This window comes from Nesterenkonia suensis, from assembly GCF_054782935.1.
The window spans coordinates 658,932-677,295 of sequence record NZ_BAAGRN010000001.1; the positions used below are offsets into that span (position 1 = coordinate 658,932).

The window sequence follows — 18,364 nt, forward strand, 5'->3', positions numbered from 1 at the left end:
AAGCTGATGGAACAGGTGGCTCCACACGCGGTCGAATGACCGTGGGAGTCACCTGTTCTGTATGCGAGACTATGAAGGACAGGCACGCTGGTGCGGGCATGGATCCCATGTGTTCCGGTCCTCGGTAGTGGCCTCCGGGAGCCGCGCGTGATGCGCAGGCGGCCCGTGGGCTTCGATCGAAGGCCGTCATATGGTCTGATTCATCTCCTCTCACTGGCGCCCGTGCCTGGCTATCGACAACAGAGAGGAGACACCTGCCATGCAGGGTCCCGAGGTTCACTATGCCGAGGCCGTGATCGACAACGGTCGGTTCGGCACTCGTACCATCAACTTTGAGACCGGGCGGCTGGCCAAGCAGGCCGCCGGCTCGACTCTGGTCACCCTCGATGAGGAGACCACCATCCTGTCGGCCACCACGGTCGGCAAGTCCCCCCGTGAGGGCTTTGACTTCTTCCCGCTCACCGTGGACGTCGAGGAGCGGATGTACGCCGCCGGACGCATCCCCGGTTCGTTCTTCCGCCGTGAGGGCCGCCCGACGACGGACGCGATCCTGGCCTGCCGGCTGATCGACCGTCCGCTGCGCCCGGCCTTCACCAAGGGCATCCGCAACGAGGTCCAGGTCGTCGAGACCATCCTGGCGATGAACCCGGACGACCTCTACGACGTGGTGGCCATCAACGCCGCTTCCGCCTCCACCCAGCTCTCCGGTCTGCCGTTCTCCGGCCCGATCGGCGGTGTGCGTGTGGCCCTGATCCACGACTCCGAGGGTCCCCAGTGGGTGGCCTTCCCCAAGCACTCCCAGCTGGAGCACGCCGTGTTCAACATGGTCGTGGCCGGCCGTGTGGTCGGTGACGACATCGCCGTGATGATGGTCGAGGCCGAGGCCTCCGACAACTCCTGGAAGCTCATCAAGGAGCAGGGCAGGACCGCTCCGACCGAGGACATCGTCGCCGAGGGCCTCGAGGCCGCCAAGCCGTTCATCAAGGTCCTCTGCGAGGCGCAGGCCGACCTGGCCGCCCGTGCGGCCAAGGCGCCGGTCGAGGTGCCGACCTTCGTGGACTACCAGGACGACGTCTTCGAGGCCGTGAAGGCCGCCGCCGAGGAGCGCCTGACGAACATCTACCAGATCGCGGACAAGCAGGACCGCGACGCCGCCGACGCCGAGCTGAAGGCCGAGCTGGTCGAGCAGCTCGCCGGCGAGGGCCAGCAGTTCGAGGGCCGTGGCGGAGAGGTCGGCAAGGCCCTCGGCGCGGTGACCAAGCAGGTCATCCGTCAGCGCATCCTGCGCGACCAGTTCCGCATCGACGGCCGTGGCCTGACGGACATCCGTCAGCTCACCGCCGAGGTGGAGGTGCTGCCGCGGGTGCACGGTTCGGCGATCTTCGAGCGCGGGGAGACCCAGATCATGGGTGTCACCACGCTGAACATGCTGAAGATGGAGCAGTCCATCGACAGCCTGTCGCCGGAGACCAAGAAGCGCTACATGCACAACTACAACTTCCCGCCGTACTCCACCGGGGAGACCGGTCGAGTGGGAAGCCCGAAGCGCCGCGAGATCGGCCACGGTGCGCTCGCCGAGCGGGCGATCGTGCCGGTGCTGCCCTCGCGTGAGGAGTTCCCCTACGCGATCCGTCAGGTCTCTGAGGCGCTGGGCTCCAACGGCTCCACCTCGATGGGCTCGGTCTGCGCCTCGACGCTGTCGCTGCTCAACGCCGGTGTGCCGCTGAAGGCCCCCGTGGCCGGCATCGCCATGGGTCTGGTCTCCGACGAGGTCGACGGCGAGACCCGCTACGCGGCGCTGACCGACATCCTCGGTGTGGAGGACGCCTTCGGTGACATGGACTTCAAGGTCGCCGGCACCGAGGAGTTCGTCACCGCGATCCAGCTGGACACCAAGCTCGACGGCATCCCCGCCGCGGTGCTGGGTGCCGCCCTGAAGCAGGCCCGTGAGGCTCGGCTGCACATCCTGAGCGTCATCAACGCCGCCATCGACGCGCCGGACGAGATGTCCGAGTTCGCGCCGCGCATCATCTCGGTGATGGTCCCGGTGGACAAGATCGGTGAGGTCATCGGCCCGAAGGGCAAGATGATCAACCAGATCCAGGAGGACACCGGCACCGACATCTCCGTGGAGGACGACGGCACCGTGCTGATCGGCGCCACCAATGGGGAGGCCGCCGAGGCCGCACGCGGCGCGATCAACGCGATCGCCAACCCGCAGGTCCCCGAGGTCGGTGAGCGGTACCTGGGCACGGTGGTGAAGCTGACCACCTTCGGTGCGTTCATCTCGCTGACCCCGGGCAAGGACGGGCTGCTGCACATCTCCGAGCTGCGCAAGCTCAACGACGGCAAGCGCGTCGACGACGTCGAGGACGTCGTGGGTGTGGGCCAGAAGCTGCAGGTCGAGATCACCAAGATCGACGACCGTGGCAAGCTGTCCCTGGCCCCGGTGGTGGACGAGGACGACGGCTCCGCTGAGGACAAGGAGTCCGTCAACCAGGTGCTCGTCGACTCCGAGTGAGTCTGCAGTGCCGGCGCCAGCACTGAGCTGGCAGCGGCGCTGAGCTGGCAGCAGCACTGAGCTGGCGCTGATGTCAGCACCGACCACGGCCGGTGGCTGTTCCCTTCACGGGGGCGGCCGCCGGCCGTCGTCGTGTCACAGGCCAGATGCCGGGATGGGCGGCCACTCGATGTGGGTTGCCCGGGGTGCGGCATCGGATGATGATGGGGTCACCCCGCAGGCCAGCCTGAGCTCTGCTGCGTGGGCCCCCTGTCGGTCGGGCGCACCTGGCCGTCGTCACCTCGATCCCTGGGAGAACATCGATGCGCTCACCGATTCTGGACTACCTGGACACCCTGATCGCCGAGACCGACCACATTGTGGGCGGTGCACCGGCCGACTACATCCCCGAGTTGGCCGCTGCCGACCCGGACACGGTCGCCGTGGCCCTGTGCACCGTCAACGGCACCGTCTATGCCAGCGGGGATGCTGAGCATCACTTCAGCATCCAGTCCATGTCCAAGCCGTTCGCCTACGCGCTGGCGATCGAGGACCACGGGCTGGAGGGGATCCGCGAGAAGATCGGCGTGGAGCCCAGCGGGGAGGCCTTCAACGAGCTCTCCCTGGACCCGGAGTCGGGCAGGCCGCGGAATCCGATGATCAATGCCGGGGCGATCGCCACCCATGCGCTGATCGGCTCGGGCCGCCAGTCAGGCCTGGACAGGGTCCTGGAGTTCTTCGGTCGGCTGACCGGCCGGGACGTCGAGCTCGACCAGGCGGTGGCGGAATCTGAGCTGGCCACCGCGGATCGGAACCTGGGCTTGGCGTATCTGCTGCATGCGGCCGGGCAGCTGGCGGGGGACCCGCAGGAGTCGGTGACGGGGTACATCCGGCAGTGCGCGGCCTCCGTGACGGTCTCGGACCTGGCGCTCATGGCGGCGACGCTGGCCAACGGCGGCATCCAGCCGCGCACGGGGGAGCGGCTGCTGTGCCGGGAGAGCACCCGGCAGCTGCTCAGTGTGATGGCCACCTGTGGGATGTATGACGCCGCTGGAGACTGGCTGACCAGCGTGGGCATCCCGGCCAAGTCCGGGGTGGCCGGCGGCATCATCGGTGTGCTGCCGGGGCAGGTGGGCGTGGCGGTCTTCTCCCCACGGCTGGACGGACACGGCAACAGCGTGCGCGGTGTGGAGCTGATGCAGCGGCTCTCCGACGATCTGGGCCTGCACCTGATGGAGGCGAGCCGCCCGGCCCGGTCGGCCCTGCGGGAGACCCTGCGCGTCGCCTTGGAGGACCAGCCGGCGACCGTCTACGTACTGCAGGGGGACCTGGTGCTCAGCAGCATCGAGGCGTTGGTCCATGAGCTCATCCAGTCCCCGCCGACCACCGAGGTGGTCGTGTTCGACATGAGCCGGGTCGACGAGGTGCTTCCGGTGGCCCGAAGGACCTCCTCGGAGATGGCCGCAAAGCTGCTGGACGAGGGGCACCGCATTGTGATCGTGGACCCGGAGTCCACCATCGAGGACTTCACCGACAGCCGCGGCCGGGGAATCGAACGCTGGAGCCCGGAGCGGCTGGGCTCAGCGCTGGGCTGAGCGGCGGCTACGGCGCGATGCCTCGGGGCTGATCCTCCCAGGGTGCCCGGGCGTCCCGAAGCTGACCTCCGCCGGTGCGCACCGCGTGCAGCGCCAGCAGGCCGACGACGGCCGACGGGTTGTGGATCTGCCCGGACATGATGGCCGCGACCGCCTCGTCCAGCGGCACCCAGGTGGGCACGATCTCGGCCTCCTCACCGTCTCGGGTGTGTCGGTCGGCCTCGGGCACCTCGCTGAGCCCCTCAGCCAGGTAGACGCGGATCGCTTCGCTGGAGGCGCCCGGGCTGGAGTAGAAGTCCACCAGGGTGTGCCAGGTCTCGGCGCGCAGATCGGCCTCTTCGAGGAGCTCCCGCTGGGCGGTCTCCAGCATGGGCTCGCCCTCGACGTCGAGGAGCCCGGCGGGCACCTCCCACAGGTGCATGCGCACCGGGTGCCGGTACTGGCGGATCAGCAGCACCCGGTCCTGCTCGTCCACCGGCAGCACGGCCACCGCGCCCAGGTGCTTCAGGTATGAACGGTGCAGGGTCTGCTGGTGCTCGCCGAAGCGGAACTCGTCCTCCACCAGGGCGAACAGGCGGGCGTCGTGGTGGAGGCGCGAGGAGTCGACGGGCTTGTCCTCGGGGGTGTCGCGGAGATCCATGGTCTCACCCTAACGGTCACCGCGGGCCCGGCCGGGGACCTGGTGGGAGGGGGGCCGGGATGTGGCGCTCAGCCGTCGTCGCGGGGCCGGGAGAGGTCGTGCAGCGCCGGGCCCTCCAGGCGGGTGCCGTCCGGGGCGAAGCGGGAGGCATGCAGCGGGCAGTCCCAGGAGAGCTCGGCGTCGTTCCAGCGCAGGATCCCGCCCATATGCGGGCATACCGCTGAGACCGCGCAGGTGGTGCCCTCCACGGTGGAGACCCCCAGCGGCCTGCCGTGCCGCTGTCCCACCACGCCCTCGCCCTCAGCCGGAGCCTCATGCGGCAGGGAGGTCAGCTCGGCGGAGGCCCATCCGGTGGCCATCTGCGCCCCCACCAGCACGTTGTCCTTGATCCCGGTGGCGACGTCGGCGGCACTGGTGGTGTGCGCGTTCAGGGTCTCCGCCCAGCGGGGCATGTGGTCATGGATCTCGGCCGTGATCGCCAGGGCCGCGGCCACCGCGTTGGTCATGCCCCATTTGGCGTAGCCGGTGGCGGAGAGGACTCGATCCTCACTGTGGGGCAGGGCGCCGACCAGAGGAATCTGGTGGATGCTGCGGTAGTCCTGGGCGGACCACGTGTGGGTGCGCCGCGCGCCGGGGTAGTGCTGCTGCACCCAGGTGTCCAGGTCCTCGACGGCGGTGGCGGGCGAGTCCACGCGTCCCACAGGGTGATCGTTGCCGCCGACCAACAGCAGCTCCTCGCCGTCACCGGTGGGCACGCTGCGCAGCGTACGGTCGGGGGAGTCGACGGTCAGGTGCATGCCCTGCGGGGGTGTGAGGCCGGAGGGCAGGCGATAGGTGGAGGCGTAGGACCGGTGGGCCGAGACAGTGGCGAAATGCCCGCCGCGATCCAGCACCGGCACCCCGGTGGCGAGCACCAGGTGGTAGGTGTGGACCTGCCCGGCGCTGGTCTCCACGGTCAGGTAGTCCTCTTCACGGGGGCCGAGCCCGGTGACACGGGATCCCTCCACGATGAGCCCGTCCCGGTCCAGCAGCTCCTCGGCCAGGACCGCCAGTACGTCCATGGGGCTGATCTGCGCCTGGTCAGCCAGGCTGATCGCCCCGGTGATGTCGAAGGGCAGGTCTGTGGGTTCGGCCCAGTCGACGTCGAGCTCGGCGGCATGCGCCGCGGCGAGCTCCGCACGGAGGGTGGCCACGCCGTCGTCGGTGGTGGCCAGGGTGAATGCGTCCCGGCGCTGGTAGGGGACGTCATGTTCGTCCAGGTGGCGCAGCAGCCAGGCCTGGCCCTCCTGGTTGGCCTCCACATAGGCACGCAGCACCGCATCCGACTGGTGCTCGCGAATGCGGGAGAGCGTGCTGCCCTGCAGCAGGGAGACCTTGCCGGTGGTGTTCCCGGTGGCCAGAGCCCCGACGCGGCGCGCCTCCAGCACGGCGACGTCCTTGCCGGCCCGAGCCAGCAGCACCGCAGTGGTCAGCCCGGTCAGCCCGGCGCCGGCGACGACGACGTCGTGCCATTCGTACGGGCCCTTCGAGCCGGACGTGCGGATGGCGGGGGAGGCGTCGAGCCAGTGAGAGCGCATGATGTCCTCCGCGGGGATGGGATGCAGGGCCGGTGCGGTGACCTGCTGCCCATCCTGGTGCGGCGAAGTCGGTCAGTCCAGGGTGGACGGCGAGGGCCGTCCACGCGCCAACCCCCGGGTCATGGCCGGGGAAAGCCCCAGTAGGTGTCACCCCGACGTCGGCAGCACCACCGTGTCCGAATCCCACCCATCCTCGTCGAAGACCTCCAGGTGCAGCTCCCCGCCAAGCTCGGCGCCGGGGAAAGAGGCGACGTAGTGGCTCATCGAGTCCGGTGCCAGGTTCCATGCGCCCCAATCGCCGTCGGACTGGGACTGGCGCCCTGAGGGGCCGCGGTAGCTGGCCAACGGCATCTGCAGGCGTGCGTCGCCAGTGTGCAGCTCGTAGGCCACCAGCAGGTGGGTGTCGTTCGCGTTGAGGTAGGCGGCGACGAACTCGACGCTGGAACCGCCCAGGGTCTCCACCCTCTCCCCGGAACCGACGATCAGCCGGTCCGCGATCTCCCGGCCCTCGATGAGGAAACTGTAGATCTGGCCGTCCTGTCCGGTGAACTCGGTATAGGCCGTGCAGCTGGTCTCGCCGTCGTAGGTGGCGCAGGCTTCGTAACCGTCCTTCACGTCGCCGGTCTCACCGCGTTCTTCTGTGAATCCGGCGTCGATGTTCGCCTCCTGCAGGTGCGTGAAGTAGGTCAGGTAGTCAGCAGCTGGTGAGTGCGGCACCACCAGGTCGGCGGCGTCCCGCAGGGCGCTGGGCGTGCTGGCCGCGATGGCCTCGACGAACTCGTGCAGCTGATCCTCGCTCGGCAGGTCTGGGTCATCCTCCGGCTCAGGCTCCTCTGTGGAGTCGTCGGCGGCAGCAGCAGGCTCGGTGGGCTCCGGCGCCGCTTCGCTGACGGTGGGCGAGTCTCCGGTGCCGCACCCGGTCAGGGCCAGCAGGGCGATGAGGGCGGCGGGTGCGTATCGGTGCGTGGTCATGGGTGTCTCCTCAGTAGATGTGAGCGGGTGGTGCAGGGGCAGGTGTCAGGGGCTTTCGGCGTCGCGCCGGAGCTGTTCGAACTCGTCCTGGAGGACCTCGACCATCCCTTCGGCGGCACGAAGATCTTCCCGGTAGTCGAATCCGCCGTAGGAGCCGGTAGCGAGTTCGTCCTGCCTGAGCTGGAGCAGTTTGAGCACAGTGCGGCGGTAGCGGCCCATCTCCCGGGTGACCATCGCGTGGTCCGGATGAGCGGAGCCCTGCAGGATGTGCTGCTGGTCGCGGTGGTGCTGGCTGAAGCGGGCGACGGCGTCGAGGACCTTCTCCTGCTGGACGCCTGTGAACTCCGGGCGTTCGCGGACCATGAGCTCGATGTTGCGCAGGGCCTGCTCCACATCGGGCTCGTGGCGGCGAAGGTGAGCGCGCCACGTGCCGGCGGCGCGTGGCTTCGGGTTTGGACGTGCCTTCGGGGTCTGCTTCGGGGTGCTGGGCTCGGGGGAGTGGATCGCTGGGGGATGGGTCTCATCGGATTCCATCTGCGGCGGTTCGTCAGGCCCTCGCATGATGGCAGTGACGATTCCGGCGATGATCAGTGAGCTGAAGAATGAGGCCACCGCGGTGCCGAGCAGCGAGAGCACCACCCCGCCGAAGCCGTGGAAGCCGATGTGGTGCCCGATGAGACCCAGGAAGACGAGCATCAGCACCGGGAACAGCAGAACGAAGGAGCAGGACCCGGCGATGTCGTCCGAGCCGGTGGACGGGTCTGGGCGTGGTTCGACCGTCATCGGTGGTGCCTTTCGTCCTGAGCTGGCCAGGCGGTGACGTCCTGGACCGGCCCGTCGCGCAGGCCGCTGGTCGGCGCGGTGGAGCTCGCGACGTCGGCCGGTTCAGCTGGCGACGACGGTGTGGCACCGGAGGCGCTGGGCCGGTCCCAGAGGCTGAGCACCCGGTCGCCGAGCAGTCCGAGACCTAGCAGCAGCGCGAGAGTGACCAGTCCCTGGGTCAGGGCGAGATGATCTGCGGCCTGCTCGATCTGGATCCCCAGCAGGTCAGTGGTGTGCCAGCCGTTGACCACCGATTGCTGGGGTGCCCCGGTGGCGCTGCCCTCGTTGAGCTGCTGGCGCAGATCTGCCGCTGAGAGCTCCTCGGCCCACTGCTCGGAGCCGCCCTGCAGGGCCGCTCCGGCAGAGGCCACGAAGACCATGATCATGCTCAGGCCGATCGCGGCCAGCCAGAGCGTGCGCAGGATCTTCATGCTCGGGGCGCCGGCCGATCGGGTTTTCGGCGCGCCGTCGTCCGCGTCTTCAGACGTGACGATGATCTCGTCGTCATGGGTGTCTGGATACGTCTTCATGTCTCCTCCTGCAATGCGAGTGATGTGAGGTGACACTACGCCGGACCTCTGACATTTCTGGCACACCCTTTCGTGTATCGAAAGTGTGTTCGATCAAGCAGTGGGGATGGAAATGTTTAGATCGTGTCAGGGGTGCGGGATAGGCTTTTCAGGACATATTCAGGTTCCCCGCAGAGGGCGGCCCCGTGGTGCTGGCCCCATCATCATCGGGCGTGAGTCGAGAGTGCAGGTGCAGTGAGGATGCCGAAATACTCGGTGCGGCAGGACCAGGTGCAGACATTGCTGTCCTGGGTGAAGAGCGGTGAGATCGCGATCCCTGAGATGCAGCGTCCCTTCGTCTGGTCCTCGAAGAAGGTCCGCGACCTGCTCGACTCGCTCTACAACGGATATCCGGTCGGGTACCTGATCACGTGGCAGAGCCAGGACGTGGGGCTCAAGGATGGGACCACCTCAGGGTTCCGCCAGATTCTGATCGATGGGCAGCAGCGCATCACGGCGATGACCGCAGCATTGGTGGGTCAGGAGGTCGTCGACAAGGATTACTCCCGAAAGCGCATCAAGATCGCCTTCAATCCACAGACCGAAGAGTTCGAGACGCTGACTCCAGTACTGAATCGGGACAAGGCGTGGCTCTCCGATGTCTCGGAGTTCATGAATGCCGGCTCCACGTTTCGTGCGATCTCCACATATCTCAAGGACAACGAGGAGGCGGACGCCGACAAGGTCGAGGAGGCCTTCGAGCGTCTGGCGGGGATTCAGAATGCCCAGGTCGGCATCATCACGCTGGCCGCCGAGCTGGACATCAACACGGTCACGGAGATCTTCATCCGCATCAACTCGAAGGGTGTGCCGCTGTCCAGCGCCGACTTCGCGATGAGTAAGATCGCCAGTCACGGCGAGCACGGTTCCAACCTGCGCAAGCTGATCGACTATTTCTGTCACCTGCTCAGGCATCCGAACATCTATGACGACATCGTCGCCAATGACCGTCGGTTCGCTGAATCCGGGCTCCTGGACAAGGTCGCCTGGGTGCGCAGGGACGCTCCGGAGCTGTATGAGCTCGACTACACGGACATCATCCGTGTGGCCGCGATGCGTGGTTTCGGGCGTGGAAAGATGGCCTCCCTCGTGAGCCTGTTGTCAGGCCGGGATTTTGAGACGCGCTCCTTCAGCGAAGATCTGGCGGTCCGTTCCTTCGACAAGCTCGAATCGGTGCTGAGGGAGATCGTCAATGAGCACAACTTCACGCAGTTCATCCTCATCATCAAGTCCGCTGGTTTCACGCAGGACAAGCTGCTCAGCTCGAACAATGCCCTGAACTTCGCGTACGCGTTGTATCTGCGCCTCAGGGCCGAGGGTGACCTGCCGCACGGCAAGATCCAGAGCATCGTGCGGCGATGGTTCGTGATGTCGATGCTGACCGGCCGTCACTCGGGCTCCTTCGAGAGTCAGTTCGAACAGGACATCCGCCGAATCGACGAGGCCGGAGTCGAGGCGACGCTGGCGGCCATCGAGAACGGTCAGCTGACAGATGGGTTCTGGAGGGTGGAGCTGCCGTCGCAGCTGAAGACCACCAGCACCCGCAGTCCGTACCTCTCTGTGTTCTGGGCCGCCCAGATCCAGCGCCAGGCGCGAGGATTCCTGTCTCGTCACATCACCGTGGGACAGATGATGGACGACGGCGGGGACATTCACCATCTGGTGCCGAAGAACTATCTCATCCAGGCCGGTGTGCGTGACCCCTCTCAGTACAACCAGATCGCGAACTTTGCGATGACAGAGACACCGGTCAACATCAGCATTCGTGACGCCGCCCCCGCTGAGTATCTGGCCCGCGTGGAAGAGCAGATCTCTTCGGGTGATGTCCAGCTTGGCGAGATCCGGACTGCGGAGGAGCTGGGTGCCACCTTCGAGGAGAACGCCGTTCCAGCGTCGTTGAGGACGACGACGGCGGAGACGTACTTCGAGTTCCTGGACCAGCGCCGCGCCATGATGGCGGAGTACATCCGCACCTACTACGAGAGTCTGTGAGGAGCGGCCTGGCCGCGCACGGAGCAAAGATGAGGTGTGAATCAGCATTGACCCGAGAAGGATTTCATGGCACCCATTCCCGGCGCAGTACGGTGATTCAGAATCTCCAGGTCAACGGAGCAGCGTGAGGACTACAGCGTGACAGTGCACACAACAGAGCCGCCGCAGGAGCTCAACGTCGCTCCCGGGTCAGTGGTCCGGGTCCGGGACGAGGACTGGCTGGTCACCCAGACGGCGGCCACCAGCTCCGGCACGGTGGTGCGGGTTCAGGGGCTCAGTGAGCTGGTCCGAGACACCGAGGCGGCCTTCTATTCTGACCTTGATGAGATCACGGTGGTGGATCCCCGGCGGACTCGGGTCACCGCGGACGACTCCGCCACGTACCGCCGGTCGCGCCTTTTCTTGGAGACCACCTTGCGCAAGACGCCGGTGCCGGCCACCAGCAACAGCCTGACGGTCAGCCCCAGCATGCTCTCCCGGCCGCTGAGCTATCAGCACATGGCGGTCTCCCAGGCCCTGGATCCGCGCAACGTTCGCCCGCGCATCCTGATCGCTGACGCGGTGGGGTTGGGCAAGACGCTGGAGATCGGGATGATCCTCGCGGAGCTGGTGGCTCGGGGCCGGGGTGAGAACATCCTGGTGGTCACGCCGCGGCACGTGCTGGAGCAGATGCAGCATGAGCTGTGGTGCCGCTTCGCCCTTCCGTTCGTGCGCCTGGACTCGGTGGGAATCCAGCGGGTCCGGCAGACCATCCCCGCCACCCGGAACCCGTTCACCTATTTCAAGCGGGCGATCATCTCCCTGGACACCTTGAAGACACCGAGGTATCGGGAGCACCTGAAGAAGCGCCGCTGGGACGCGGTGGTCATCGATGAGTCCCATAATCTGACCAACACGGGCACCTTGAACAACGAGCTGGCCCGGCTGCTGGCGCCGCGCACGGACGCGCTGATCCTGGCCAGCGCCACTCCGCACAACGGCCGCATGGAGTCCTTCGCGGAGCTGATGCGTCTGCTGGACCCCACCGTGGTCAGCCCGCAGGGCGAGATCGATGAGGAGGCGGCCCGGCAGCTGATCGTGCGCCGGCACCGGTACAGCACCGAGGTGGCCCAGGAAGTGGGCGCCGATTGGGCGGAGCGGGCGGAGCCGCAGAACCTGCTGGTCCCGGCCAGCCCGGCGGAGGACGCCGTGGCCCGGGAGCTCTCCCGGACGTGGCTCTACAGCGACGACGGCGGCCCCTCCAGCAATCGGCTGTTCGGCTGGACGCTGGCCAAGGCGTTCCTCTCGAGCCCAGCCGCCCTGATCGAGACGATCTCGGAGCGGTTGAAGCCGGCACGGCAGGCGGGCCCCACGGAGCGCGAGGCGCTGGAGCGGCTGCTGGGGCTCGGCCGGGAGGCCGAGCAGGGCGCCTCGGCGAAGTTCCAGGCGCTGGTGGAGCACCTGAAGGACATCGGGGTGGGCCGGGGCAAGCCCACCCGTGCGGTGGTGTTCGCGGAGCGGGTGGCCACGTTGAAGCATCTGCAGGCGGAGCTGCCGAAGGCCCTGGGACTCAAGCCTCAGCAGATCGGACTGCTGCACGGCGGGCTCTCGGATGTGGAGCAGCAGGAGATCGTGGAGCAGTTCAAGCGGGGACAGTCGGAGCTGCGGGTCCTGGTCACCGGCGACGTCGCCTCGGAGGGTGTGAACCTGCACGCCGAGTGCCACCACCTGGTCCACTTCGACATCCCCTGGAGCCTGATCCGCATCGAGCAGCGCAACGGCCGCATCGACCGTTTCGGTCAGAAGCACTCGCCGCAGATCACCACGCTGATGCTGGACCCCAGCGATGACGACTTCGCCGGAGACGTCCGGGTCTTCACCTCGCTGATCCAGAAGGAGCACGAGGCGCACAAGCTCTTCAGTGACGTCGCCTCCCTGATGGGGAAGAACTCGGTGGAGGCCGAGGAGCGGACCATCCGGGACGCGCTTGCCGCCCGGCAGGAGGTGGATGAGGTCATCCCCGACGCAGGCTCGCTGACCTTGGACTCCCTGGAAGCGCTGCTCGCCGGGGCCGACGGCGCCGAGGCGAACCCTGCAGACCACACGGCCACGAACTCCGGCTCCGCTCCTACACCACCGATGAGCACCACCGAGGGCGGCACCGGCTCCCGGTCGGCGGTGTCGCTCGATCCACCGGTGCGGCTCTACCCCTCCGAGCTGGAGTTCCTGGAGGAGGCGCTCGTGGAGGCCTTCGGGGACCCGCGCCAGAAGGTGGACTGGGAGGTGGACCCCCGGTACAGCATCGCCACGCTGAAGCCTCCGGTGGATCTCCGACGCCGGCTGAGGCACCTGCCGCAGGACTACCTGAAGGAGCGTCAGGTCACCGAGCGGCTGCGGTTGGCCACCACTCCGCAGGCGGGGGAGCGGTCGTTGCATGCTGCCCGGGCCTCTGAGGACTCCAATTGGCCGGCGGCCCACTACCTGGGGCCGCTGCATCCGATCCTGGACTGGGCCAGTGACCGTGCCCTGGCCTCGATCAGCCGCAACGAGGTCCTGGCCGTCCGCGGTGACGTGGAGGACCCGACCTTCCTCATCCTGGGCACCATCACCAATCGCCGCGGCCAGGTCCTGAACCGCACCTTCATGAGCATCACCCACGGGTTCGCCACGCCGATCCCTGACCTGGCGGAATTCTTCACTGAGGTCGGTTTCCACGCCCAGGCTCCTAACCCGGGGCCGGTGTCCACAGCCGCTCTGCAGCAGGAGCTGCCTCAGGCGGTGGAGAGCGCGGAGCGGCACCTGACGATGATGCGCAGCCACCTGGCTGAAGGCGCGACGGCGCGCCTGGAGCAGTGGATGGCCCGCGCCGAACGGTGGACCCACGACTCTGGCGCGCTGATCCAGCGCGCCGAGGTCCAGAAGCGTCGTGACCGGGTCGAGGAGGAGCGGCGTCTGGCCGAGGACATGCGCCCGGATCAGCAGCTGGTCCGCCCTCTGCTGGTCATCACACCGCGGGAGACCCCCGTACAGTCCCACCTCGAGGAGGAAGCCTGATGCCCTCGTATGAGTCGATCGTGCTGGTCGAGGACTGGATCAGCGAGCACTACTTCACCGCTGAGGGGAAAGGCACCACCTTTCAGAAACAGGTGGAGACGCTGCGGAAGTCCTGGGACCGGGAGGCCAAGGAGGGACGCATCACGGTGCTGTCCCGGTTCACGCGGGAGCGCGGAGCTCTGCTGGAGGTCCTCGTCAGCCTCGGCGAGGTCGCCTCAGAGACCGAGCACCGTGACGCCGCGGCCCTGACCGCCGGGTCGATTCTCCGCGAGATCCTGGGCCTGCCGGGAGACCGGGAGGAGCTTGTGCTGGAACGTGGCAGCTCTGACCTCACGGTCTCCGGTGCGCGGATCGGCGGATCGCCGGAGGTGCTGTGGCTGGACGCTTCGCCGGCCGCCGGCGCGGAGGCAGGGCTGACGGACACCCACCTGGTGGGCACCAACTCTGTGGACGGTAAGCCGCGGCAGGACCAGCCGGTGGCGAAGCTGCTCTCCGAGCTCTACCTGGCCGACCCTTCCCCGAAGTACATCGTGGTCTCCGCAGGCCAGCACCTGTACCTGACCGAACGTGAGCGCTGGCCGGAGGGGCGGTATCTGGCTGCGGACGTGCAGCTGATCGCGGACCGGCAGGAGACCCGCAAGTACGGGGAGGTGGACCGTTTCCTGGCGATCTTCGGCCGGGAGTCTCTGTTGCCGGATGCCGACGGCGCCATCTGGTGGGACGCCCGGTTGGACGAGTCTCGCCAGCACGCGGTGGGTGTCTCCCAGGATCTGCGTGAGGGGATCCGGGAGTCGATCGAGATCATCGCCAATGACGTCCTGGACCGTCGGCGGGACCAGGGACTGCCGGTGCAGGACGTGGACGGGCAGGTGCTGGCGCGGCAGTCGCTGCGCTTCCTGTACCGGATCCTGTTCCTGCTCTATGCGGAGGCCTCCCCGGAGCTGGGGGTGCTGCCCAAGGGGGTGGGGGAGTACGACGCGGGCTATGGCCTGGAGCGGCTCCGTGAGCTGGCCATCACGGACCTGCCGAGCCACCGGTCCCAGCGCGGTGTGCACCTCTACGAGTCTCTGCATCTGCTGTTCCAGCTGGTCAACGGGGACCACCCGTCCCAGAGGGGCGCAACCAGCAACGACGACGGCGGCTCGTGTGAGTCCGGCTCGGGTGAGTCCGGCGAGCTCCAGGAGACCGATGAGGGGCTGACCTTTGAGCCGTTGAAGGCGGATCTCTTCGACCCGGCGGCCACCGCCCTGATCGATGAGGTCAGGCTCAGCAATGTGGAGCTGCAGAAGGTGCTGCAGCGGCTGCTGCTGAGCCGCGCGGGCAGCAAGGGAGAGCGGGGATTCATCTCCTACGCCAACCTCGGCATCAACCAGCTGGGTGCGGTCTATGAGGGCCTGATGTCCTACACCGGGTTCATCGCACAGGAGGACCTCCGAGAGGTCGCGAAGAACGGCGACGCGGAGAAGGGCTCCTGGGTGGTCTCCCTGGAGCGAGCCGAGGACATCGAGCCCAAGCACTTCGTGACCCGTCTGGATGAGGAGACCGGGGTGAAGGAAGCGGTGGTGCACCGGCAGGGCACCTTCGTGTTCCGGTTGGCCGGGCGGGAGCGTCAGCAGTCGGCCTCCTACTACACTCCGGAGGTCCTCACCCGCTTTGTGGTGTCCCAGGCGCTCCAGGAGCTGCTGGATGAGGACACTCCGGCGGACGAGATTCTGGAGCTTTCCGTCTGCGAGCCCGCGCTCGGGTCCGGGGCGTTCGCCATCGAGGCGGTCCGCCAGCTGGCCGAGGAGTACCTGACCCGGAAGCAGAAGGAGCGGGGTGAAGAGATCCCCGCAGAGGAGTATCCGCAGGAGCTGCAGAAGGTCAAGGCACAGATCGCTCTGCACCAGGTCCACGGGGTGGACCTCAATGACACCGCCGTGGAGCTCGCCGAGGTCTCCCTGTGGCTGGAGACCATGCAGCCGGGCCTGCAGGCGCCCTGGTTCGGGCTACGTCTCAAGCGTGGCAACTCGCTGATCGGCGCACGCCGCGCCACCTATTCCACCGCTCAGGTCAAGGCGAAGAAGCACCTCTCCGAGGAGCCTCAGGCGCATCCGCTCACGGGCTTGGTGGAGGCGCTGGATGCCGACCGTCAGGACCAGGCGGTCTCAGGGCGGATCCACCACTTCCTGCTCCCCGGGGAAGGGTGGGGTGCGGCCGCTGACGCCAAGGAAGTCAAGGACCTGGCCGGTGAGCGCCAGAAGGAGCTCAAGGCCTGGGCCAAAAGCACCCGGAAGGCCTTGACTGGTCCGCAGGTGACGCGTCTGCACGGGCTTGCGGTCCGGGTGGAGACCTTGTGGGGCATCGTGGTCCGCCGTCTGCAGATCGCGGAATCGCAGGCCCGCCGACACATCGACTACTGGCCCCATGAGCGGTCTCCCGAGGTGACCACCGTCAGCCGGGAGGAGATCGAACAGGCGCTCGCCGACCCGGCCGGGGCCTACCGGCGGCTCAAGCGGGTCATGGACGCCTGGAACGCACTCTGGTTCTGGCCGCTCACGGAAGATGACGTCCAGCCGCCCACCGTGGACGAGTGGCTGGACGCGCTGGAAGGTCTGCTCGGCCTGCGGGGGAAGGAATCCCGGACCGTCGGACAGCGCACCTTCCTGGGCGCGGCCGACTGGGAAGAGCTCAACGCCTACGAGGAGCTGGACCTGGGCCTGGCCACCGCCGCCTCGCCCGAGCGGATCGAGGCCCGCCACCCGTGGCTCGCAGTCTGCGACCGCATCGCTGCCCAGCAGGGGTTCTTCCACTGGGAGCTGGAGTTCGCCCCGGTCTTCGGACGCGGTGGGTTCGACTTGCAGGTCGGAAACCCGCCCTGGGTGCGTCCCCGCTCTGATGAGAAGGCACTCCTGGCCGAGCACGATCCGTGGTGGCAACTGACGGAGAAGCCCACGCAGGCGCAGGTCCGGGAGAAGCGCGCGGCCACCCTGGAGCAGGAGAGCCGCCGAACCCGGTTCATCGACGACGCCGTCCCCACGGCTGTCCTCGCCGATGTGCTGGGCTCCACGTCGCGTTTCGTCGTACTTGAGGGGTTGCAGCCAGATCTGTATCGCGCGTTCATGGTGCAGACATGGCGACATGTCTCGGTGAGGGGCGTCGTGTCCCTGATCCACCCGGAATCCCATTTCACCGAGAAGAAGGCCCAGAGCCTGCGAGGAGAGACGTACAGGCGGCTCAGGCGTCACTGGCAGTTCATCAATGAGCTGCACCTCTTCGAGATTCACAACCTTGTCACGTATGGTGTGCACGTCTACGGCTCCCGGCAGGATGAAGCTGCGTTCACGATGGCGGCCTCCCTGTATCACCCGGATACCGTGGAGCGGTCCTTCGCCCATGAGGGCGGTACTGAGGTGCCCGGCCTCAAGGACGGCGAGGGCCGGTGGGATACGCGTCCGCATCCGGAGCGCATCATCCAGGTGACGATGGAGACGCTCAACGTCTGGGCGCAGATCCTGGATGAGCCGGGGACCTCGCCGTGGCACGCTCGCATGGTGTATCCCGTCAACAGGGCCAGCATGAGCGTGCTGGAGAAGCTGAGCCGTGCGCCACGGGTCCGGGAGCTGGGCATGCAGTACTCAAGCGGCTGGCACGAGACAGCCGACCGGAAACGGGGCTACTTCGAGGTGGGTTCGCGGATCAATGACTCGTGGAAGGACGTCATTCTCCAGGGACCGCATTTCACCGTCGCGACACCGTTCGCCAAGCAGCCGAACCCGACGATGAGAAGCAACAAAGACTGGACCGAACTGGACCTCGAAGCGTTGCCAGCGGACTTCATCCCCCGCACCAGTTACCAGCCCCACCGCTCCGCGGACGTCGACTACGACGCCGACTACGGCAGCTGGGAACTGCCCGATGGGACGAAGACTCCTGTCCGGGACCACTATCGGATCGCATGGCGCAGGATGGCCTCGACAACGGGTATGAGGACTCTCTTTCCCACGGTGTTCCCGCCGCATGCGGCCCATGTCCATCCCGTCTATTCTGCGGGGCCGTGCGCCTCGGGAGATCAACTGTTGGGGCAAGTCGGACTGCTGGCAGGCATCCCGTCTGACTTCTTCGTGAAGGTCTCGGGGTCTGCTGAGATCCAATTCTCGTTGTTCGGGCACCTTGCACAATGGCGACCTGAATTGTCGACCGCTGACGAGATCGTCCACCGCGCGGCCCGCCTCACCTGCCTCACCGAGGCCTATGCACCGCTGTGGTACGAGGTCATGGACACGCCGTGGACGCCGGAGTCGCCCGCCCGCGTGGCGGCCGAGCGGCGTCAGCTGCTGGTGGAACTCGACGCCCTGGCGGCGTTGAGTCTCGGCCTCACCGCGGACGAACTCTGCATCATCTACCGCACCCAGTTCCCAGTGCTGCGCGGATACGAACAGACGGACCTCTATGACGCCAATGGTCGCAAGGTGCCGCAGGAGATGGCCAAGCTCTACCGCAAGAGCGGCGAAGACGGCATGGCGGCAGAGGACCTGCGCTGGACGCATCCGCAGTCGGCGGTGGAGTACACGTTCGAGTTCCCCTTCCGGAGCTTCGACCGGGAAGAGGACATGCGGGCGGCCTACGCGCGGTTCTCCGCCATGATCGACCGTGACGGCCAAATCCTCGAGACGGAGGTGTGA

The 18,364-nt window shown here is 67.2% G+C and carries 10 protein-coding genes; 5 read left to right on the forward strand and 5 right to left on the reverse strand.

The features are described 5' to 3' along the window. The first annotated feature begins 259 nt into the window (after nt 1-259). Both ACYVKI_RS02875 and ACYVKI_RS02880 read left to right on the forward strand, forming a co-directional pair. A complete protein-coding gene (locus ACYVKI_RS02875) occupies nt 260-2,521 on the forward strand; it encodes a polyribonucleotide nucleotidyltransferase (RefSeq protein ID WP_460688829.1) in 2,262 nt (753 codons plus the stop codon). Between the two features lie 302 nt (nt 2,522-2,823). Next, nucleotides 2,824-4,095 (forward strand): glutaminase, encoded by a 1,272-nt coding sequence (locus tag ACYVKI_RS02880; RefSeq protein WP_460688830.1) that lies wholly within the window; start codon nt 2,824-2,826, stop codon nt 4,093-4,095. A gap of 7 nt (nt 4,096-4,102) precedes the next feature. Here the strand turns inward: ACYVKI_RS02880 and ACYVKI_RS02885 are convergent, their stop codons facing one another. From ACYVKI_RS02885 to ACYVKI_RS02905, 5 genes are all read right to left on the reverse strand, one after another. After that, nucleotides 4,103-4,735 (reverse strand): NUDIX domain-containing protein, encoded by a 633-nt coding sequence (locus ACYVKI_RS02885; RefSeq protein WP_460688831.1) that lies wholly within the window; start codon nt 4,733-4,735, stop codon nt 4,103-4,105. A 68-nt stretch (nt 4,736-4,803) separates the two neighbouring features. Continuing rightward, nucleotides 4,804-6,312: an FAD-dependent oxidoreductase gene (locus tag ACYVKI_RS02890; RefSeq protein WP_460688832.1), complete on the reverse strand. Its 1,509-nt coding sequence runs from the start codon at nt 6,310-6,312 to the stop codon at nt 4,804-4,806. 147 nt (nt 6,313-6,459) lie between these two features. Further along, entirely contained in the window at nt 6,460-7,284 is an 825-nt protein-coding gene (locus tag ACYVKI_RS02895; RefSeq protein WP_460688833.1) for a hypothetical protein, read from the reverse strand. A gap of 45 nt (nt 7,285-7,329) precedes the next feature. After that, entirely contained in the window at nt 7,330-8,067 is a 738-nt protein-coding gene (locus tag ACYVKI_RS02900) for a hypothetical protein (protein ID WP_460688834.1), read from the reverse strand. Beyond that, on the reverse strand, nt 8,064-8,636 hold the full coding sequence (locus ACYVKI_RS02905; protein WP_460688835.1) for a hypothetical protein: 573 nt from the start codon (nt 8,634-8,636) through the stop codon (nt 8,064-8,066). Before ACYVKI_RS02905 ends, ACYVKI_RS02900 begins: the two co-directional genes overlap by 4 nt. A 240-nt stretch (nt 8,637-8,876) precedes the next feature. On the opposite strand from ACYVKI_RS02905, the gene ACYVKI_RS02910 reads away from it, so the two are divergent. From ACYVKI_RS02910 to ACYVKI_RS02920, 3 genes are all read left to right on the forward strand, one after another. Beyond that, complete coding sequence (locus tag ACYVKI_RS02910) at nt 8,877-10,667, forward strand: GmrSD restriction endonuclease domain-containing protein (protein WP_460688836.1); 1,791 nt, start codon at nt 8,877-8,879, stop codon at nt 10,665-10,667. 138 nt (nt 10,668-10,805) lie between these two features. Continuing rightward, on the forward strand, nt 10,806-13,700 hold the full coding sequence (locus ACYVKI_RS02915; protein WP_460688837.1) for a helicase-related protein: 2,895 nt from the start codon (nt 10,806-10,808) through the stop codon (nt 13,698-13,700). Next, nucleotides 13,700-18,364 (forward strand): DNA methyltransferase, encoded by a 4,665-nt coding sequence (locus tag ACYVKI_RS02920; protein ID WP_460688838.1) that lies wholly within the window; start codon nt 13,700-13,702, stop codon nt 18,362-18,364. The genes ACYVKI_RS02915 and ACYVKI_RS02920 overlap by 1 nt, the downstream gene beginning before the upstream one ends.

Coding starts and splice junctions, on each gene's coding strand:
- ACYVKI_RS02875 (WP_460688829.1), top strand. CDS start 260: ATGCAGGGTCCCGAGGTTCACTATGCCGAGGCCGTGATCGACAACGGT.
- ACYVKI_RS02880 (WP_460688830.1), top strand. CDS start 2,824: ATGCGCTCACCGATTCTGGACTACCTGGACACCCTGATCGCCGAGACC.
- ACYVKI_RS02885 (WP_460688831.1), bottom strand. CDS start 4,735: ATGGATCTCCGCGACACCCCCGAGGACAAGCCCGTCGACTCCTCGCGC.
- ACYVKI_RS02890 (WP_460688832.1), bottom strand. CDS start 6,312: ATGCGCTCTCACTGGCTCGACGCCTCCCCCGCCATCCGCACGTCCGGC.
- ACYVKI_RS02895 (WP_460688833.1), bottom strand. CDS start 7,284: ATGACCACGCACCGATACGCACCCGCCGCCCTCATCGCCCTGCTGGCC.
- ACYVKI_RS02900 (WP_460688834.1), bottom strand. CDS start 8,067: ATGACGGTCGAACCACGCCCAGACCCGTCCACCGGCTCGGACGACATC.
- ACYVKI_RS02905 (WP_460688835.1), bottom strand. CDS start 8,636: ATGAAGACGTATCCAGACACCCATGACGACGAGATCATCGTCACGTCT.
- ACYVKI_RS02910 (WP_460688836.1), top strand. CDS start 8,877: ATGCCGAAATACTCGGTGCGGCAGGACCAGGTGCAGACATTGCTGTCC.
- ACYVKI_RS02920 (WP_460688838.1), top strand. CDS start 13,700: ATGCCCTCGTATGAGTCGATCGTGCTGGTCGAGGACTGGATCAGCGAG.